This is a genomic window from Aquabacterium sp. (assembly GCF_036279655.1).
Classification (GTDB): Bacteria; Pseudomonadota; Gammaproteobacteria; order Burkholderiales; family Burkholderiaceae_C; genus Aquabacterium.
Genome location: NZ_DASUIT010000015.1, coordinates 1 through 16,241, shown reverse-complemented (window position 1 = coordinate 16,241; position 16,241 = coordinate 1). Strand labels below are relative to the sequence as shown.

Here is a 16,241-nt window from a genome sequence, read left to right as displayed (position 1 = left end):
GGGAGCGGCCAGCGACCCGTCTGCTCAGGCACGATGGTAGGGATGGTTGTTGCGCAGCGACCAGGCGCGGTAGAGCTGCTCCAGCAGCAGCACGCGGGCCAGCGCATGGGGCAAGGTCATGTCCGACAGGCGAATGGCTTCATCGGCTGTCTGTTTGAGGGAGGGGTCGATGCCATCGGCCCCGCCGATGATCAGGGCCACATCCCGCCCATCGTGCAGCCAGGCTTCGCTGCGCTCGGCCAGTTGCACGCTGGTCAGGCGACTGCCACGCTCATCGAGGATGACGCGCCGCACCCCTCGCTCCAGCGAGGCTTCGATGCGAGCGGCCTCTGCCTGCATGATGGCGGCCACAGGCTTGCCCTCACGCGGTTCGGCCTTGAGGGCCTTGACCTCGACCTTCCAGTCGGGCGGGAAGCGCTTGAGGTAGTCCTCGCAAGCCTCATTGGCCCAGTCAGGCAATCGATGCCCGATGGTCACAACCGTCAGTTTCATGGTTCAGGCGCAGCCCCGAAGGGCCGCGTCATTGGACAGACATCAGCGAGCGGTCTTGCGGGCGGGCGCCTTCTTGGCCGCCACCTTTTTGGCGGCGACCTTTTTGGCGGCGACCTTCTTCACGGCCGGACGCGGCGCACTGGGGGCCGAGCGGGCCGGCGCCTTCTTGGCGGCCACCTTGCGCGCTGGCTTGGGCGCATTGACCACGATCTTGGTCACCGTCGACGGCGCCTTCTTGGCGGCCGTTTTCTTGGCCGGCGTCTTGGCGGCGGGCTTGACGGCCGTCTTGGCAGGCGCCTTGGACGGGGCCTTCGCGGTGGTCTTCGCGGTGGTCTTGGGCGCGACCTTCTTGGCTGCCACTTTCTTGGCCGGAGCCGTGGTGGCCGCCTTCTGGGCGGCCGTGACCTTGCCCGCAGCCTTCTTGGGCTTGACGGGAGCCTCGTCGTCGATCGGCTCGGAGGCCTTGACCAGACCGGTCTTGGCCGCCTTGAGTTTGATCGCGACCGGCTTGTCACCCCAGATCTCTTCGAGCTGGTAGTACTGGCGGATGGCCGGCTGCATCACGTGCACGACGGCGGCAGCGCAGTCGACGATGATCCATTCGCCGTTGTCCTCGCCCTCGGTGCGCATGACCTCGAAGCCCGCTTCACGGACGGCCTTGCGCACGCTCGCGGCCAGGGCCTTGGCTTGCCGGTTGGACGTGCCCGAGGCGATGACCACGCGCTCGAAGAGCGGTGAGAGGTGTTCGGTGTTGAACACCACGATGTCCTGGGCTTTGACGTCTTCAAGGCCATCGACGATGGCGCGTTGCAGTTTTCGGATGTCCATTCAGCGGTGGTCGCCTGGGGCGTAGAGTTGATGGTTGGCAATATAGCGTGCCACGGCCTCGCTGGCCATGGCATCACCGAGAGATTGAGGCGACTCGCCTCGGGCAAGGCGTGCGCGGATGTCGGTGGACGACACCCGCATCGGGGGCAAAGGCAGGGTCTGGCAGTGGTGCGCCACCCCCTGCAAGGCCGCAGGTGTCTGTGGGGGTGCGTCCCCCCGACAGGCCACAGCCAGCGTGACACGCTCCAGCAGTTCAGGCCAGCCATGCCAGGTCGGCAAGTTGGCGTACTGATCCTGCCCAATGATCAGGAACCATTGCGCCGGCACAGTGGCTCGGTCGGCCTGCTGCAGCTCACGCACCGTGTCCAGGGTATAGGACGGGCCGCTGCGCAGCGTCTCGATCGGATCGACCACGAAACGCGGCTCATGCGCCGTGGCCAGGCGCACCATGGCCAGCCGATGTTCAGCGCTGGCCAGTTGCCGGGCCTTCTGCCAGGGCTGCCCCACCGGGATCCAGCGCACTTCGTCCAGAGCCAAGGTGTGCAAGGCGACCTCTGCCAGGCGCACATGCGCCGCGTGAACGGGGTCGAAACTCCCGCCCATCAGGCCGATGCGGCGGGGCGCAGACTCGGGTGGCGTGGTGCGTGTCAATGGACCGGCCCGCTCACACCCAGGCCCGGGGCGGCAGGAAATCGCTGTACAGCCGCGCTTCGGGCGTGCCGGGCTCGGGATGCCAGTCGTAGCGCCAGGTCACCACCGGCGGCATCGACATGAGGATGCTCTCGGTGCGCCCACCGGACTGCAGGCCGAACAGCGTGCCCCGGTCCCACACCAGGTTGAACTCGACGTAACGCCCCCGGCGGTAGGCCTGGAACTCGCGTTCACGCTCGCCATAGGGCGTCTCGCGACGGCGTTGCAGAATGGGCAGATAGGCGTTGATGAAGGCATCGCCCACTGAGCGGATCAGGGCAAAACCGCCCTCAAAACCCAGCTCGGAGATGTCGTCAAAGAAAATGCCGCCCACACCCCGCGCCTCGTTGCGGTGCTTGAGGAAGAAGTACTCGTCGCACCATTGCTTGAAGCGCGGGTGCTTGTCCTCGCCAAAAGGCGCCAGGGCGTCCTTGCACACCTGATGAAAGTGCCGGGCATCCTCTTCAAAGCCATAGTAGGGCGTCAGGTCCATGCCACCGCCGAACCAGGCCACCACCGTGCCATCGGGCCGGTGGGCGGCCATCATGCGCACATTCATGTGCACCGTGGGCACATAGGGGTTGCGCGGATGAAAGACCAGCGACACGCCCATGGCCTCGAAGGGGCAACCGGCCAGCTCGGGCCGGTGCTGCGTGGCCGATGGTGGCAGGCTGGGGCCCTTGACGTGCGAGAAATTGCAGCCGCCGCGCTCCAGCACATTCCCGCCCTCGACCAGGCGCGAGCACCCATCGCCCTGCAGGCGCTCCTCTGGGCCACGCACCCAGGCGTCGCTCACGAAGACCTTGCCATCCTCAGCCTGGAAGGCCGAGATGATGCGCTCCTGCAAGCCCAGCAGATAGGTGCGGACGATGGCGGGGTTCAACTCGGTGCTCATGCGGTCTTTCGGTGTCCCTGGGATCAGCGGGCCTTGATGGCGCGCCAGCCGATGTCGCTGCGGAACTGCATGCCATCGAAATCGATGCCACGCATGTACTCGTAGGCACGCTGCTGGGCCAGCTTGGCCGAATCGCCCAGCGCGGTCACGCACAGCACGCGCCCACCACTGGTGCGCACGACACCTGCGTCGTCCATCGTGGTGCCGGCATGGAAGACCATGGCGTCGTCGGCATCGGCGGGCAAGCCGGTGATGATGTCGCCTTTCTTGGGGTCCAGCGGGTAACCACCGGCAGCCATCACCACGCCCAGGGCGAAGCGGCGATCCCATTGCAGCTCGATCTGGTCCAGCGTGCCATCGGTGGCGTGCAGAAAGACATCGATCAGATCGCTCTTGAGGCGCATCATGATGGGCTGCGTCTCGGGATCCCCCATGCGGCAGTTGAACTCCAGCGTCTTGGGGTTGCCCTGCGCATCGATCATCAGGCCGGCATACAGGAAGCCGGTGAAGGGGATGCCATCCTTGGCCATGCCCGCCAGCGTCGGCTGGATGATCTCCTGCATGGCCTTGGCGTACACATTGGGCGTGACCACCGGAGCGGGCGAGTAGGCGCCCATGCCTCCCGTGTTGGGGCCGGCATCAGCGTCCAGCAGGCGCTTGTGGTCCTGGCTGGTGGCCAGCACGGACACGTTCTTGCCGTCGGCCAGCACAATGAAGCTGGCTTCTTCGCCGGCCAGGAACTCTTCGATCACGACCCGGGCGCCGCCCGCGTTGTGCTGCACGCCCAGCTTGTTGTCCAGCAGCATGAAGTCGATGGCCTCATGGGCCTCGGCCAGTGTCATGGCCACGACCACGCCCTTGCCCGCAGCCAGGCCATCGGCCTTGATCACGATGGGCGCGCCGTGCTTGTCCACATAGGCGTGGGCATCGGCCGCATCGGTGAAGGTCTCGTAGAAGGCCGTGGGGATGCCATGGCGCTTCATGAAGTCCTTGGCGAAGGCCTTGGAACTCTCCAGTTGCGCGGCCTTCTGGGTGGGGCCGAAGATGCGCAGGCCACGGGCGCGGAACTCGTCCACCACACCGGCAGCCAGCGGGGCCTCGGGGCCCACCACGGTCAGCACAACCTTTTCGGCCTGGGCAAAGTCCGCCAGGGCCTTGACATCGGTCAGCGCGACATTCGTCAGGCGCGGGTCACGCGCCGTACCGCCGTTGCCCGGCGCCACAAAGACCTTCTGGGCCTTGGGAGACTGGGCCAGCTTCCAGGCCAGGGCATGCTCGCGGCCGCCCGAGCCGATCACCAGGATATTCATTGCGCGCTCAATTCAGTTCAGCGTTGTGAAAGACGTCCTGGACATCGTCCAGGTCTTCAAGGACATCCAGCAGTTTCTGCATGCGTGCGGCATCGTCACCCGACAACTCGATGCTGTTTTCGGCACGCATGGTGACCTCGGCCATCTCGGGCGTGAGGCCCGCCCCTTCCAGGGCATGCTTGACGGCTTCAAAATCCGTCGGGCTGCTGAGCACCTCGATGGAGCCGTCCTCATGGGTGATGACGTCCTCGGCGCCCGCGTCCAGGGCCACTTCCATGACCTTGTCCTCGCTCACGCCCGGCGCAAACAGGAGCTGGCCGACGTGCTTGAACTGGAAGGCCACCGAGCCTTCGGTGCCCAGGTTGCCACCGTGCTTGCTGAACGCATGGCGAACCTCGGCCACCGTGCGCACGCGGTTGTCCGTCATGCAGTCGACGATGATGGCCGCGCCGCCGATGCCGTAGCCCTCGTAGCGGATTTCCTCGTAGGTCACGCCGTCGAGGTTACCTGTGGCCTTGTCCACATTGCGCTTGATGTTGTCGGCCGGCATGTTGGCCGCCTTGGCCTTTTCAATGGCCAGACGCAGGCGCGGGTTCATGGCGACATCGCCCCCGCCCGTGCGGGCAGCGACGATGATTTCGCGCGTGAGGCGCGTCCAGATCTTGCCCCGCTTTTCGTCCTGACGACCCTTGCGGTGTTGAATATTGGCCCACTTGGAATGACCTGCCATGGCAGCGTGCTCCGAGAGAATGTCTGATGTGAACGACACAAGGCGCCCCGGCACAAAACCGGTGCGCGCATGGAATGTGCTCGTCTGTCGAGCTGAGTGATACTGTGATTTTACCTTCGAGCCAGGGTTGACCCTGGTCAAGACCGTTGTCAACGCGCCCGGAGCCCCTTTTCCGGCGCCTTTGCTGGAGTGCCCTGCCATGGCCGATCCCATCCTTGTTGCCGCTCACGGCGAGACCCAGTGCCACCTGCTGCCCGCCCTGGCCAACCGCCATGGCCTGATCACCGGGGCCACCGGCACCGGCAAGACCATCACCCTGCAGACCCTGGCCGAGAGCTTCTCGCGCATCGGCGTGCCCGTCTTCATGGCAGACGTCAAGGGCGACCTGACCGGTATCTCGCAAAAAGGCGTGGTCTCGCCCAAACTGGCCAAGATCCTGCAGGAGCGCGGCCTGGCCACCCCCGAATCACTGAGCTGCCCCACCACGCTGTGGGACGTGTTCGGCCAGCAAGGCCACCCGGTGCGCGCCACCGTGTCCGACATGGGCCCCCTGCTGCTGGGCCGCATGCTCAACCTCAATGACACGCAAGAAGGCGTGCTGCAACTGGTCTTCAAGATCGCTGACGACAACGGCATGCTGCTGCTCGATCTCAAGGACCTGCGCGCCATGCTGCAGCATGTGGGCGACAACGCCAGTCAGTTCACCACCGAATACGGCAACATCAGCCCGGCCAGCGTGGGCGCCATCCAGCGTGGCCTGATGCAGATCGAGGAGCAAGGCGGCGACCAGTTTTTTGGCGAGCCCATGCTGGACATCGCCGACTTCATGCAGACGACCGACGGCCAGGGCGTGATCAACATCCTGGCGGCCGACAAGCTGATGAACTCGCCGCGCCTGTACGCGACCTTCCTGCTGTGGATGCTCTCTGAGCTGTTCGAGACCCTGCCCGAGGTGGGCGATCTGGACAAGCCCAAGCTGGTGTTCTTCTTTGACGAAGCCCACCTGCTGTTCAAGGATGCCCCGGCCGCCCTGGTCGAGCGCATCGAGCTGGTGGTGCGCCTGGTGCGCTCCAAGGGCGTGGGCGTGTACTTCGTCACCCAGAACCCGCTGGACATCCCCGAGACCGTGCTGGGCCAGTTGGGCAACCGCGTGCAGCATGCCCTGCGCGCCTTCACACCACGCGATCAGAAGGCCGTGCGCTCGGCCGCCGACACCATGCGCGCCAACCCGGGCCTGGACATCGCCACGGCCATCACCGAACTGGGGGTGGGAGAGGCCCTGATCAGCCTGCTGGACGAAAAAGGCCGCCCCGGCGTCACCCAGCGGGTGTTCGTGCTGCCACCGGGCAGCCAGATCGGCCCCATCAGCCAGGAGCAACGCCAAGCGCTGATCGCCAGCTCGCTGGTCGCAGGCGTCTATGAAAAGACCGTGGACCGCGAATCGGCCTACGAGAAGATCAAGGGCCGCGCGGCCCCCGCCACCACCGAAGCGCCTGCCACGGCGCCTGAGCGTGGCCGCTCCATGAAGGACGAAGCCCTGGATGCGGTGCGCAACAGCGCCGATCAGGCGGCGTCCGAGGCCGCAAGCACCGGCGGCGGCGCCATGGGGGGCTGGCTGGGCGATGTGGCCGGCGGCCTGCTCAAAGGCAGTGGCCGCAAGGACTCCATCCTGGAAACGGTGGCCAAGTCCGCCGCACGCACCATCGGCTCCAGCGTGGGCCGCGAGATCATCCGTGGCGTGCTGGGCTCGCTATTGGGTGGCGGCAGCCGTCGGCGCTGAGTCGGCCCGGAGTGGGCCGTTGCCCACCACGCAGACACCCGATCAACCGTGCCCGTGGTGCCCATCCGTGCGGGCGATCGCCAGCAGGCGCTCGACCTCTTCACGGTGATGGATGGTATTGCGGTGGTGCCACCAGCCGATCCAGGCCATCACGGCCGCCACCACCACGCCAAACATGGTGATGGCGCCAAAGGCCGACAGGCCTACCAGGGTGGAGCCCGCATACATGCCGCCCAGCACCAGGATGCAGGCCTGCTCATTGAAGTTCTGCACGGCAATCGAGCGCCCGGCCCCCATGAGGTTGTGACCGCGATGCTGCAGCAGCGCATTCATGGGCACCACCAGGAAGCCGCCCAGCCCCCCCACCAGGATCAGGAAGGGCACGGCCACCGTCAGGTCGCGGATGGCGTTCATGCCGATCACCAGCACCCCCATGGCCACCCCCAGGGGGATGACCCGTGTGGCCCAGTCCAGCCGCATCCACACCGAGGCCACCACGGCCCCCACAGCGGTGCCGACCGCCACGACGCCCACCAGGGATGAAGCCTGCGTGGTGCTGTAGCCCAGCGCCGCCGCCGCCCAGGCCAGCACGATGTAGCGCAGATTGCCCGACACGCCCCAGAACAGCGTGGTCGTGGCCAGGGAGATCTGCCCCAGCTTGTCCTGCCACAGGCGACGGTTGCAGCCCCAGAAATCGGTCGCCAGCGACCAGGGGTGTGCCGGCAGCGGCTGCAGGGGCGCGTCCGTGCGCGGGATGTTCAGGTTGAAGATGGCCGCAGCGATGTACAGGAACACCATGCAGGCGATGGCCGCCTGAGGTGCTGTCTCGATGCCCGGCACATTCAGGGCCAGCAGATGTGGCGAAATATGGGCCCCCATCAACTGCCCGCCCAGCACCACGCCCAGGATGATGGAGGCGATCGTCAGCCCCTCGATCCAGCCATTGGCCTTGACCAGTTGGGAGGGCGGCAGCAATTCGGTGAGGATGCCGTACTTGGCCGGCGAATAGGCCGCTGCACCCAGCCCGACCAGGGCATAGGCCGCCAGAGGGTGCGTGCCGAACAACATCAGCAGACAACCCGCGACCTTGATCGAGTTGGACACGAACATGACCCGCCCCTTGGGGTAGGCATCCGCGAAAGCGCCCACAAAGGGGGCCAGCACCACGTAAAACAGCGCGAACATGGGCACCAGGGCCGCGCGCTGCCATTCGCCCGAGCCCGAGATCCTGAGCAACTCAACAGCAGCCACGAACAAGGCGTTGTCCGCGAGCGAGCTGCAAAACTGCGCCGCCATGATGGTGTGAAAGCCTTTTTTCATCGTGGACGAAGCAGCGAAAACCTCAAAGCGGGCCAGACAGAAGAGACGAACCAAGAATCCCGCACAACAACGAGATTCACTGGGCGCCGGTTATAGCACGACACCCCCCGTGAGAGGGTGCCTGGCGGGCACATGAACGCGGGTTTGTGTCGGCTGGCAAAATAGCGCCATGCCCCGCCCGCTTGAAGCCCTGATCCACACCGACGCCCTGCAACACAACCTGCGACGTGCCCGAGCGGCCGCCCCGGACACCCAGGTCTGGGCGGTGGTCAAGGCCAATGGCTATGGCCACGGCATCGAGCGCATCTTCGAGGGCCTGCACGCCGCCGATGGTTTTGCCCTGCTGGACATTGCCGAAGCCGAGCGCCTGCGTCGCCTGGACTGGCGCGGCCCCATCCTGCTCATCGAAGGCGCGTTTGATGCCCGCGATCTGGAATGGTGCTCTCGACTCAACCTGTGGCACACCGTGCACTGTGATGAGCAGATCAACTGGCTGGCCATCCACAAGACCGAGTGGCCGCACCGCGTTTTCCTCAAGATGAACACGGGCATGAACCGCCTGGGCTTCACCCCCGATGCCTTCCGCAACGCCTGGGTGCGCCTGTCCGCCCTGCCCCAGGTGGACGAGGTTTCCCTGATGACCCACTTCTCCGATGCCGACGGCCCCATCGGCATCGAGCAGCAACTGCAGGTGTTCGAGGCCACCTGCGCCGACCTGCCCGGCGAGCGCAGCCTGTGCAACAGCGCCGCCACCCTGCGCCATGCCCAGGATCAGCGCGTGCGCGGCGACTGGATCCGCCCCGGCGTGATGCTCTACGGCGCCTCCCCCGACTACCCCGAGCACGATGCCCAGGCCTGGGACTTGCGCCCGGCCATGACCCTGCGCTCCAGACTGATCGCCATCCAGCACTTGCGGGCGGGTGACACGGTGGGCTATGGCAGCCGCTTCGTCGCCCCGCGCGAGATGCGCATTGGTGTGGTGGCCTGTGGCTATGCCGATGGCTACCCCCGGCACGCACCGGACGGCACCCCCGTGCTGGTCGACGGCATCAAGGTGCCGATTGCCGGGCGCGTGGCCATGGACATGCTCATGGTCGACCTCAGCACCGCCCCCCGCGCGCAGGTGGGCAGCGAAGTCACCCTCTGGGGCCAGGGCCCCCTGGTCGATCACCAACCCACGGTGCTGTCCATCGATGAGGTGGCCCACCATTGCGGCACCATTGGCTACGAGCTGATGTGCGCCGTCTCCCAACGCGTCACGATGGAAGTGCGAGAAACCCATGGAACTTGACGCCCAGCGCCACCAATTGCGCATGACTGTGCTCATGACGCCGGACATGGCCAACTTTTCCGGCAATGTGCACGGCGGCACCATCCTCAAGCTGCTCGATCAGGTGGCCTACGCCTGCGCCAGCCGCTATGCGGGCTGCTATGTCGTGACCCTGTCGGTCGACCAGGTCACCTTCCGCCAGCCCATCCACGTGGGCGAGCTGGTCACCTTCCTGGCCTCGGTCAACTACACGGGCACCTCGTCCATGGAGATCGGCATCAAGGTGGTGACCGAGAACATCCGCAGCCAGGTCGTGCGACACGCCAACAGCTGCTTCTTCACCATGGTGGCGGTCAATGACGATGGCCAACCCACCCCGGTGCCCCCACTGACCCCCATCACGCCCGACGAGATCCGGCGCTTCAGCGACGCCAGGCTGCGCCGCCAGTTGCGCCAGGAACTGGATCAGCGCTTCAAGGCCATGCAGGCCGGTCAGCCCTGATCACCATGGCCAAGGAAAAAACCGTCTACACCTGCAGCGAATGCGGCGGCACCAGCCCCAAATGGCTAGGCAAGTGCCCTCACTGCAGCGCCTGGAACACCCTGGAAGAAGGCCGAGCCGAGCCGGTGTCCAAGAACCGCATGCAGGCCCTGGCACGCGGCCTGACCGCGCCGCAACCGGTGACCACGCTGTCCGACATCGCTGCGGCGGATGTCTCGCACACCCCCACCGGCCTGGATGAACTCGACCGCGTGCTGGGTGGCGGCATCGTCGCGGGCGGCGTGGTGCTGATCGGCGGCGACCCCGGGATCGGCAAATCCACCCTGCTGCTGCAGGCCCTGGATGCGCTGTCGCGCCAGATGCCCGTGCTCTACGTGACCGGCGAAGAAAGCGGCGCCCAGGTGGCCCTGCGCGCCCGGCGCCTGGGGCTGGAAGGCAAGGCCGTGCGCGTGCAGGCCGAAATCCAGCTGGAGAACATCCTGGCCACCCTGGAAGCCGAACAACCGGCCTTCTGCGTGATCGACTCCATCCAGACCATCTACACCGGCGAGCTCAGCTCGGCCCCCGGCTCGGTGGCCCAGGTGCGTGAATGCGCAGCCCACCTGACGCGGGTCGCCAAGGCCAGTGGCTGCGCCATCGTGCTGGTCGGCCATGTCACCAAGGAAGGCGCCCTGGCCGGCCCGCGCGTGCTGGAGCACATCGTCGACACCGTGCTGTACTTTGAGGGTGACACCCACAGCAGCTTCCGTCTGATCCGCGCCATCAAGAACCGCTTTGGCGCGGTCAACGAAATCGGTGTCTTTGCCATGACCGAAAAAGGTCTCAAGGGCGTCACCAACCCCAGCGCCATCTTCCTGTCCACCCATGGCGAGCCGGTGCCCGGCTCCTGCGTGCTGGTCACCCTGGAGGGCACCCGCCCCATGCTGGTGGAGATCCAGGCCCTGGTGGACCAGGGCGGCCCCAGCCCGCGCCGCCTGAGCGTGGGCCTGGAGCGTGACCGCCTGGCCATGCTGCTGGCCGTGCTCAACCGGCATGCGGGCGTGGCCTGTGGCGATCAGGACGTCTTTGTGAACGCTGTGGGCGGCGTGCGCATCAGCGAGCCCGCCGCCGACCTGGCCGTGCTGCTGGCCATCCAGAGCAGCCTGCGCAGCAAGGCCCTGCCCAAGGGCTTTTTTGCCTTTGGCGAAGTGGGCCTGGCTGGCGAGGTGCGGCCTGCCCCCCGTGGGCAGGAGCGCCTGAAAGAAGCCGCCAAACTGGGCTTCTCTGTCGCGGTGGTGCCCAAGGCCAATGTGCCCAAGAAGCCCATCGAGGGGCTGACCATCCACGCCGTCGAGCGCATTGAAGAGGCCGTGGCCCTGCTGCGCGGCCTGTGAGGGGCGATCAGGCGCCTCAGCGGCGCAAGGTCTGGCGCAGATTCAGGCCCGTGGCCATCAAGGTGCCAAAGTACACCACCGCCGCGCCCAGCAGGCACAACGTCAGGGCGCCAATGCGCACCATGGGCTGCGCGCGCAGGCCCACCCAGTCGATGTGGTGGGCCGCCAGCCACAGCCCCACGCCCAGCAAGGCCGTGGCCAAGATCACACGCCCGGCATAAAGCCACCAGCCAGCTTCGGGCTGATAGCGCCCCGCACGGCGCAGGCCCCACAGCAGCATGCCGGCATTGACCAGCGAGGCCAGGCCGATGGACAAGGCCAGCCCCGCTTGCGCCAGATAGGGCACGAACACGACATTGAGGATCTGGGTGAGCACCAGCACGCCGATGCCGATGCGCACCGGGGTGCGGATGTCCTGCGTGGCATAAAAGCCCGGCGCCAGAATCTTCACGCCGATCAGGCCCATCAGGCCCACGCCGTAGCCCATCAGGGCCAGCACGGTCTGCTCCACATCCTTGTGCCCGAACTGCCCATAGTGATAGAGCACGGACACCAAAGGGGTGGCAAACACCAGCAAGGCCACGGCGCACGGCAGGGCCAGCAGCAGCACCAGACGCAGGCCCCAATCCAGCAGGGATGAAAAACGCGCCTGATCCCCACTGGCCTGGGCCTTGGACAATTGGGGCAGCAGCACCACGCCCAGGGCCACGCCCAGCATGGCGGTGGGGAACTCCATGAGCCGGTCGGCATATGTCAGCCAGGACACGGCCCCCGCCCCCAGATGGGAGGCGATCTGCGTGTTGATCAGCAAGGACACCTGCGCCACCGACACGCCCAGCAGGGCCGGCGCCATCTGCCGCAAGATGCGGTGCACGCCATCGTGAGCCCAGGCCGCCTTGAGCGCCCCCCAGGTCAGCGCCAGACGAGGCACCACCCCTCGGCGCGCCAAGGCCGGGATCTGGATGCCCAACTGCAGCACCCCGCCCACCATGACCCCCACCGCCAGGGACAGCACTGGGTCGTGACCATGGGCCTGAAACACGGGCGCCAGCCCCAGCGCGGCTCCGATCACGCACAAGTTGAGCACCACGGGCGTGGCCGCCGGCATGGCGAAATGCCCCCAGGTGTTGAGGATGCCTGCGCTCAAGGCCACCAGGGACATGCAGAAAATGTAGGGAAACATCCAGCGGGTCATCACCACGGCGGCGTCAAACCCCCCGCTTTCCTTGAGGCCTGAGGCCATCAGCCACACCAGCACGGGCGCTGCCACCACGCCCACGATGGACACCACCAACAGCACCCAGAAGAGCACGCTGCCGACCGCATCAATGAGTTTGTGCGTGGCCTCATCGCCCTGACGGGCGCGGCTTTCAGCCAGGATGGGCACAAAAGCCTGGGAAAACGCCCCTTCGGCGAACAGGCGCCGCAGCAAGTTGGGGATGCGAAAGGCCACCTGGAAGGCGTCAGTGGTGGCACTGGCCCCGAAGGCCGCAGCGATCAGCAGCTCTCGCACCAGCCCGGTGATGCGCGATGCCAGCGTCAGCAGGGACACGATGGAGGCGGATTTAAGCAGACTCATCCGGGCATTATAGGAATGCCCCCGCCGGGCCCTTGGCAATGCATCTGGACCGCGCTATAATGTTCGGCTTTCCAACCAACTTTGGTTTTGTTGGGTGCGAATTGGCCAGAGGGCTCCCACGTCTTGAGATGTGTGAATCAACCGGCCAGGCATCGGCAAGGCCCCAAAAATCATGGCATCAGCCTCCAAAGTCAAAAAGACCGTCCGCATCGCTTCGGGTCGCAAGCGCGTTCGTCAAGACGTCAAGATCAACGCCGCCAACTCGGCTCTGCGTTCGAAGTTCCGTACCGCCATCAAGGGCGTGCTCAAGGCCGTTCAGGCTGGCGACAAGGCCAAGGCCGCTGACGCCTTCAAGGCCGCTCAGAGCGTGATCGACTCGATCGCCGACAAGGGCATCTTCCACAAGAACAAGGCCGCTCGCCACAAGAGCCGCCTGGCTGCCAAGGTCAAGGCCCTGTCGCTGGCCGCCTGATCTTTCGGCCCCTGTGGCCGTCAGACAGCAACAAGCCCGCTTCGGCGGGCTTTTTCACGTCTGGACGGTGACGGCCAAGCATCTGCAGGGGGGTCAACGGGGGGGATCCGGCAGCAGACACGCATCGGCCACCTGCAGGTCGTTGTCGCGGGCAAAGTTCATCACGAAGTCCCAGGCCATGGGCTCGATCTTCCTGAGCGCCTCATTGACGACCACGCACTTGACCTGCCCGATGGTGGTGGGAACGCAATAGGGTGAGTAGCCAATGTGGGCGCCGATGCCCCCTTTGGCGCCCCCGGGGCGGAAACAGGACATGGCCCCGGCCAGTCGCTCGGCCCAGTCGCTGGGGCGAAAGGTGCGTCCGTCGGACGTGACCCCCTGGATGAAGACTTCACGGGGTTTGGCGATGGCGATCGCCGCGGCAGAACCTGCCGGTACGGTGGTGGACACGTTGTTCGTTCCCACGAGCTGTGCAATGGGTGCATTGACAGGTTGAACAGGCACAGCGCCCGATTGTGTCGGCACACTGCGGTGGCTCGGCAAAAACGCTGGAGGGTGTTCCAGTGCGTTCACCGGGCCTGACAGCACAGGGTCAAGTTCTGTTTCCATCAGGCAAGCTCCCATTGTCCAACGACTTGCTGGATCTCGCAACATCAATGCCAGAGCCCACGCCCCGTGCTGGGGCAGAATCTGGTGTTAACCCCAGGTATCGACCATCCGAGGATGAATCTGAAGTCGTCAACGCTGCTTGGCGACACCCTCATCCATTCCTTACAATGCCCAAGGCGCGGTCCTCAAGCACTGCGCCTTTTTGTTTTGTGAAACCAGCGAGACCCTCATGACTGCCGCCGCTTCGATGCCCCACGTGATGCCCACCTATGGTCGCCTGCCCATTGCCATCTCGCATGGCCAGGGCTGCCGAGTCTGGGACACGCAAGGCCGACAGTACCTTGACGGCCTGTCGGGCATCGCGGTGAACACCCTGGGGCACAACCACCCTCAACTGGTGCCGGCCTTGCAGGATCAGCTGAGCAAGTTGATCCACTGCTGCAACTACTATCAGGTGCCCCTGCAGGAAGAGCTGGCCGCCCTGCTGGTCGAGCGCTCGGGCATGACCAATGTCTTCTTCTGCAATTCGGGCCTGGAAGCCAATGAGGCGGCCCTCAAGATTGCCCGCAAGTTTGGTCACGACAAAGGCATCGATCGCGCAGAGGTCGTGGTCTATGAAAAGGCCTTCCATGGTCGCTCGATCGCCACCCTGTCGGCCACCGGCAACCCCAAGGTGCACGCTGGCTTCGAGCCCCTGGTCGAGGGCTTCGTGCGCGTGCCGCTCAATGACATCGCCGCGCTGGAAGAGGTCGCCCGCACCCGCCCCAATGTCACGGCCGTCTTCCTGGAGGTGATCCAGGGCGAAGGCGGCATCAATGCCGCCCGCGCCGAGTATCTGCAGGCCGTGCGCGCCCTGTGCGACAGACAAGGCTGGCTGCTGATGCTCGACGAAGTGCAATGTGGCATGGGCCGCACCGGCAAGTGGTTCGCCCACCAGTGGTCGGGCATCCAGCCTGACGTGATGCCTCTGGCCAAGGGCCTGGGCTCGGGCGTGCCGATCGGCGCCGTGGTCTGCGGCCCCAAGGCCGCCCATGTGCTGCAACCGGGCAACCACGGCACCACCTTCGGTGGCAACCCCCTGGCCATGCGCGCCGGCGTGGAGACCATCAAGATCATGGAGCGCGACGGCCTGCTCGCCCATGCCGAACGCATCGGCCAGCGCCTGCACGCTGCGCTGGTGCGTGAGCTCGGTGAACTGCCGGGCGTGACCGAGATCCGCGGCCAGGGCCTGATGATCGGCATCGAGCTCGACCGCCCCTGCGGCGTGCTGCTGACACGCGCCATGGAAGCCGGCCTGCTGCTGAGCATCACCGCCGACAAGGTCATCCGCCTGCTGCCTGCCCTGATCATCACCCCCGAGGAAGCCGATGAGATCGTGGCCATCCTGGCCCCGCTGGTCAAGGCCTTCCTGTCTGAAACCAACGCTGCCTGAACATGAAACCCGGTCACAGCCTGATCAAGCATTACCTGCAGTTCAAGGACCTGCGTGAGCAGGAGTACGCCTACCTGTTCGAGCGCGCGGCCATCATCAAGAAGCGCTTCAAGAACTACGAGAAGTACCAGCCTCTGGCCGACCGCACCCTGGCCATGATTTTCGAGAAGGCCTCTACGCGCACCCGCGTGAGCTTCGAGGCCGGCATGTACCAGATGGGGGGCTCGGTGGTGCACCTGACCACGGGCGACAGCCAGTTGGGCCGCAGCGAGCCGATCGAGGACAGCGCCAAGGTCATCTCGCGCATGGTCGACATCGTCATGATCCGCACCTACGAGCAGGCGAAGCTGACCAAGTTCGCGGCCAATTCGCGTGTGCCGGTCATCAATGGCCTGACCAACGAGTACCACCCCTGCCAGATCCTGGCCGACATCTTCACCTTCATCGAGCACCGTGGCTCGATCAAGGGCAAGGTGGTGGCCTGGGTGGGCGATGGCAACAACATGGCCAACACCTGGCTGCAGGCGGCCGAGATCCTGGGCTTCACGGTGCATGTGAGCACGCCCAGCGGCTACGAGATCGACGCCGCGGTGGCCGGCATCGGCAACACGGACTGCTACAAGGTCTTCAAGGACCCGATGGACGCCTGCCGTGGCGCCGATCTGGTGACCACCGATGTGTGGACATCGATGGGCTACGAGGCCGAGAACGAAGCGCGCAAGAAGGCCTTCGCCGACTGGTGCGTGGACCGCGACATGATGGCGGTAGCCAAACCCGACGCCCTGTTCATGCACTGCCTGCCTGCCCACCGTGGCGAAGAAGTCGAGGCCGACGTGATCGACGGCCCCCAGTCCGTCGTCTGGGATGAAGCGGAGAACCGCTTGCATGTGCAAAAGGTACTCATGGAGTACCTTTTGCTGGGGCGCATTGGCTGAAGGCCTGGCCTGTCAGCCTTGCAT

Annotated in this window: 16 protein-coding genes; 7 read left to right on the top strand and 9 right to left on the bottom strand. The window is 65.6% G+C overall.

Annotated features, from left to right (window positions below; genetic code table 11):
• Positions 1–24: 24 nt before the first annotated feature.
• The 6 genes from rlmH to VFW84_RS01600 are packed head-to-tail and all read right to left on the bottom strand — an operon-like array spanning position 25 to position 4,945.
• Positions 25–492: a 23S rRNA (pseudouridine(1915)-N(3))-methyltransferase RlmH gene (gene rlmH, locus VFW84_RS01625; protein WP_329678682.1), complete on the bottom strand. Its 468-nt coding sequence runs from the start codon at positions 490–492 to the stop codon at positions 25–27.
• A gap of 42 nt (positions 493–534) precedes the next feature.
• Entirely contained in the window at positions 535–1,320 is a 786-nt protein-coding gene (gene rsfS, locus VFW84_RS01620) for a ribosome silencing factor (RefSeq protein ID WP_329678681.1), read from the bottom strand.
• Positions 1,321–1,971, bottom strand: coding sequence for a nicotinate-nucleotide adenylyltransferase (nadD, locus tag VFW84_RS01615; protein ID WP_329678680.1), 651 nt, complete (start codon positions 1,969–1,971; stop codon positions 1,321–1,323).
• A gap of 13 nt (positions 1,972–1,984) precedes the next feature.
• Entirely contained in the window at positions 1,985–2,905 is a 921-nt protein-coding gene (gene hemF / locus VFW84_RS01610; RefSeq protein ID WP_329678679.1) for an oxygen-dependent coproporphyrinogen oxidase, read from the bottom strand.
• 23 nt (positions 2,906–2,928) lie between these two features.
• Entirely contained in the window at positions 2,929–4,215 is a 1,287-nt protein-coding gene (gene purD / locus VFW84_RS01605; protein ID WP_329678678.1) for a phosphoribosylamine--glycine ligase, read from the bottom strand.
• Positions 4,216–4,222: 7 nt separating this feature from the next.
• Positions 4,223–4,945, bottom strand: a complete 723-nt coding sequence (locus VFW84_RS01600) for a YebC/PmpR family DNA-binding transcriptional regulator (protein ID WP_329678677.1) — start codon at positions 4,943–4,945, stop codon at positions 4,223–4,225.
• 199 nt (positions 4,946–5,144) lie between these two features.
• Here VFW84_RS01600 and VFW84_RS01595 point away from each other — a divergent pair, with 199 nt between their 5' ends.
• Positions 5,145–6,725, top strand: coding sequence for a helicase HerA-like domain-containing protein (locus tag VFW84_RS01595; RefSeq protein ID WP_329678676.1), 1,581 nt, complete (start codon positions 5,145–5,147; stop codon positions 6,723–6,725).
• Positions 6,726–6,767: 42 nt separating this feature from the next.
• On the opposite strand, the gene lplT is transcribed toward VFW84_RS01595, so the two are convergent.
• The gene (gene lplT, locus VFW84_RS01590) at positions 6,768–8,045 is read right to left on the bottom strand and encodes a lysophospholipid transporter LplT (protein WP_329678675.1); all 1,278 of its coding nucleotides are present in this window, start codon (positions 8,043–8,045) and stop codon (positions 6,768–6,770) included.
• A gap of 169 nt (positions 8,046–8,214) precedes the next feature.
• Here lplT and alr point away from each other — a divergent pair, with 169 nt between their 5' ends.
• Genes alr through radA form a run of 3 tightly spaced genes read left to right on the top strand, consistent with a single transcriptional unit; the run spans position 8,215 to position 11,190 of the window.
• The gene (alr, locus tag VFW84_RS01585) at positions 8,215–9,336 is read left to right on the top strand and encodes an alanine racemase (RefSeq protein WP_329678674.1); all 1,122 of its coding nucleotides are present in this window, start codon (positions 8,215–8,217) and stop codon (positions 9,334–9,336) included.
• Positions 9,326–9,817 (top strand): acyl-CoA thioesterase, encoded by a 492-nt coding sequence (locus tag VFW84_RS01580; protein ID WP_329678673.1) that lies wholly within the window; start codon positions 9,326–9,328, stop codon positions 9,815–9,817. Before alr ends, VFW84_RS01580 begins: the two co-directional genes overlap by 11 nt.
• 5 nt (positions 9,818–9,822) lie before the next feature.
• Positions 9,823–11,190: a DNA repair protein RadA gene (gene radA, locus VFW84_RS01575; protein ID WP_329678672.1), complete on the top strand. Its 1,368-nt coding sequence runs from the start codon at positions 9,823–9,825 to the stop codon at positions 11,188–11,190.
• 16 nt (positions 11,191–11,206) lie between these two features.
• Here radA and murJ read toward each other — a convergent pair whose 3' ends face one another.
• Entirely contained in the window at positions 11,207–12,769 is a 1,563-nt protein-coding gene (gene murJ, locus VFW84_RS01570) for a murein biosynthesis integral membrane protein MurJ (protein ID WP_329678671.1), read from the bottom strand.
• Positions 12,770–12,941: 172 nt separating this feature from the next.
• On the opposite strand from murJ, the gene rpsT reads away from it, so the two are divergent.
• The gene (gene rpsT, locus VFW84_RS01565; RefSeq protein ID WP_329678670.1) at positions 12,942–13,241 is read left to right on the top strand and encodes a 30S ribosomal protein S20; all 300 of its coding nucleotides are present in this window, start codon (positions 12,942–12,944) and stop codon (positions 13,239–13,241) included.
• A 93-nt stretch (positions 13,242–13,334) separates the two neighbouring features.
• Here the strand turns inward: rpsT and VFW84_RS01560 are convergent, their stop codons facing one another.
• Positions 13,335–13,655: a DUF3579 domain-containing protein gene (locus VFW84_RS01560; protein ID WP_329678683.1), complete on the bottom strand. Its 321-nt coding sequence runs from the start codon at positions 13,653–13,655 to the stop codon at positions 13,335–13,337.
• Positions 13,656–14,079: 424 nt separating this feature from the next.
• On the opposite strand from VFW84_RS01560, the gene VFW84_RS01555 reads away from it, so the two are divergent.
• Positions 14,080–15,282, top strand: a complete 1,203-nt coding sequence (locus VFW84_RS01555; RefSeq protein ID WP_329678669.1) for an aspartate aminotransferase family protein — start codon at positions 14,080–14,082, stop codon at positions 15,280–15,282.
• Between the two features lie 2 nt (positions 15,283–15,284).
• Positions 15,285–16,217: an ornithine carbamoyltransferase gene (gene argF / locus VFW84_RS01550; protein WP_329678668.1), complete on the top strand. Its 933-nt coding sequence runs from the start codon at positions 15,285–15,287 to the stop codon at positions 16,215–16,217.
• Positions 16,218–16,241: the final 24 nt, after the last annotated feature.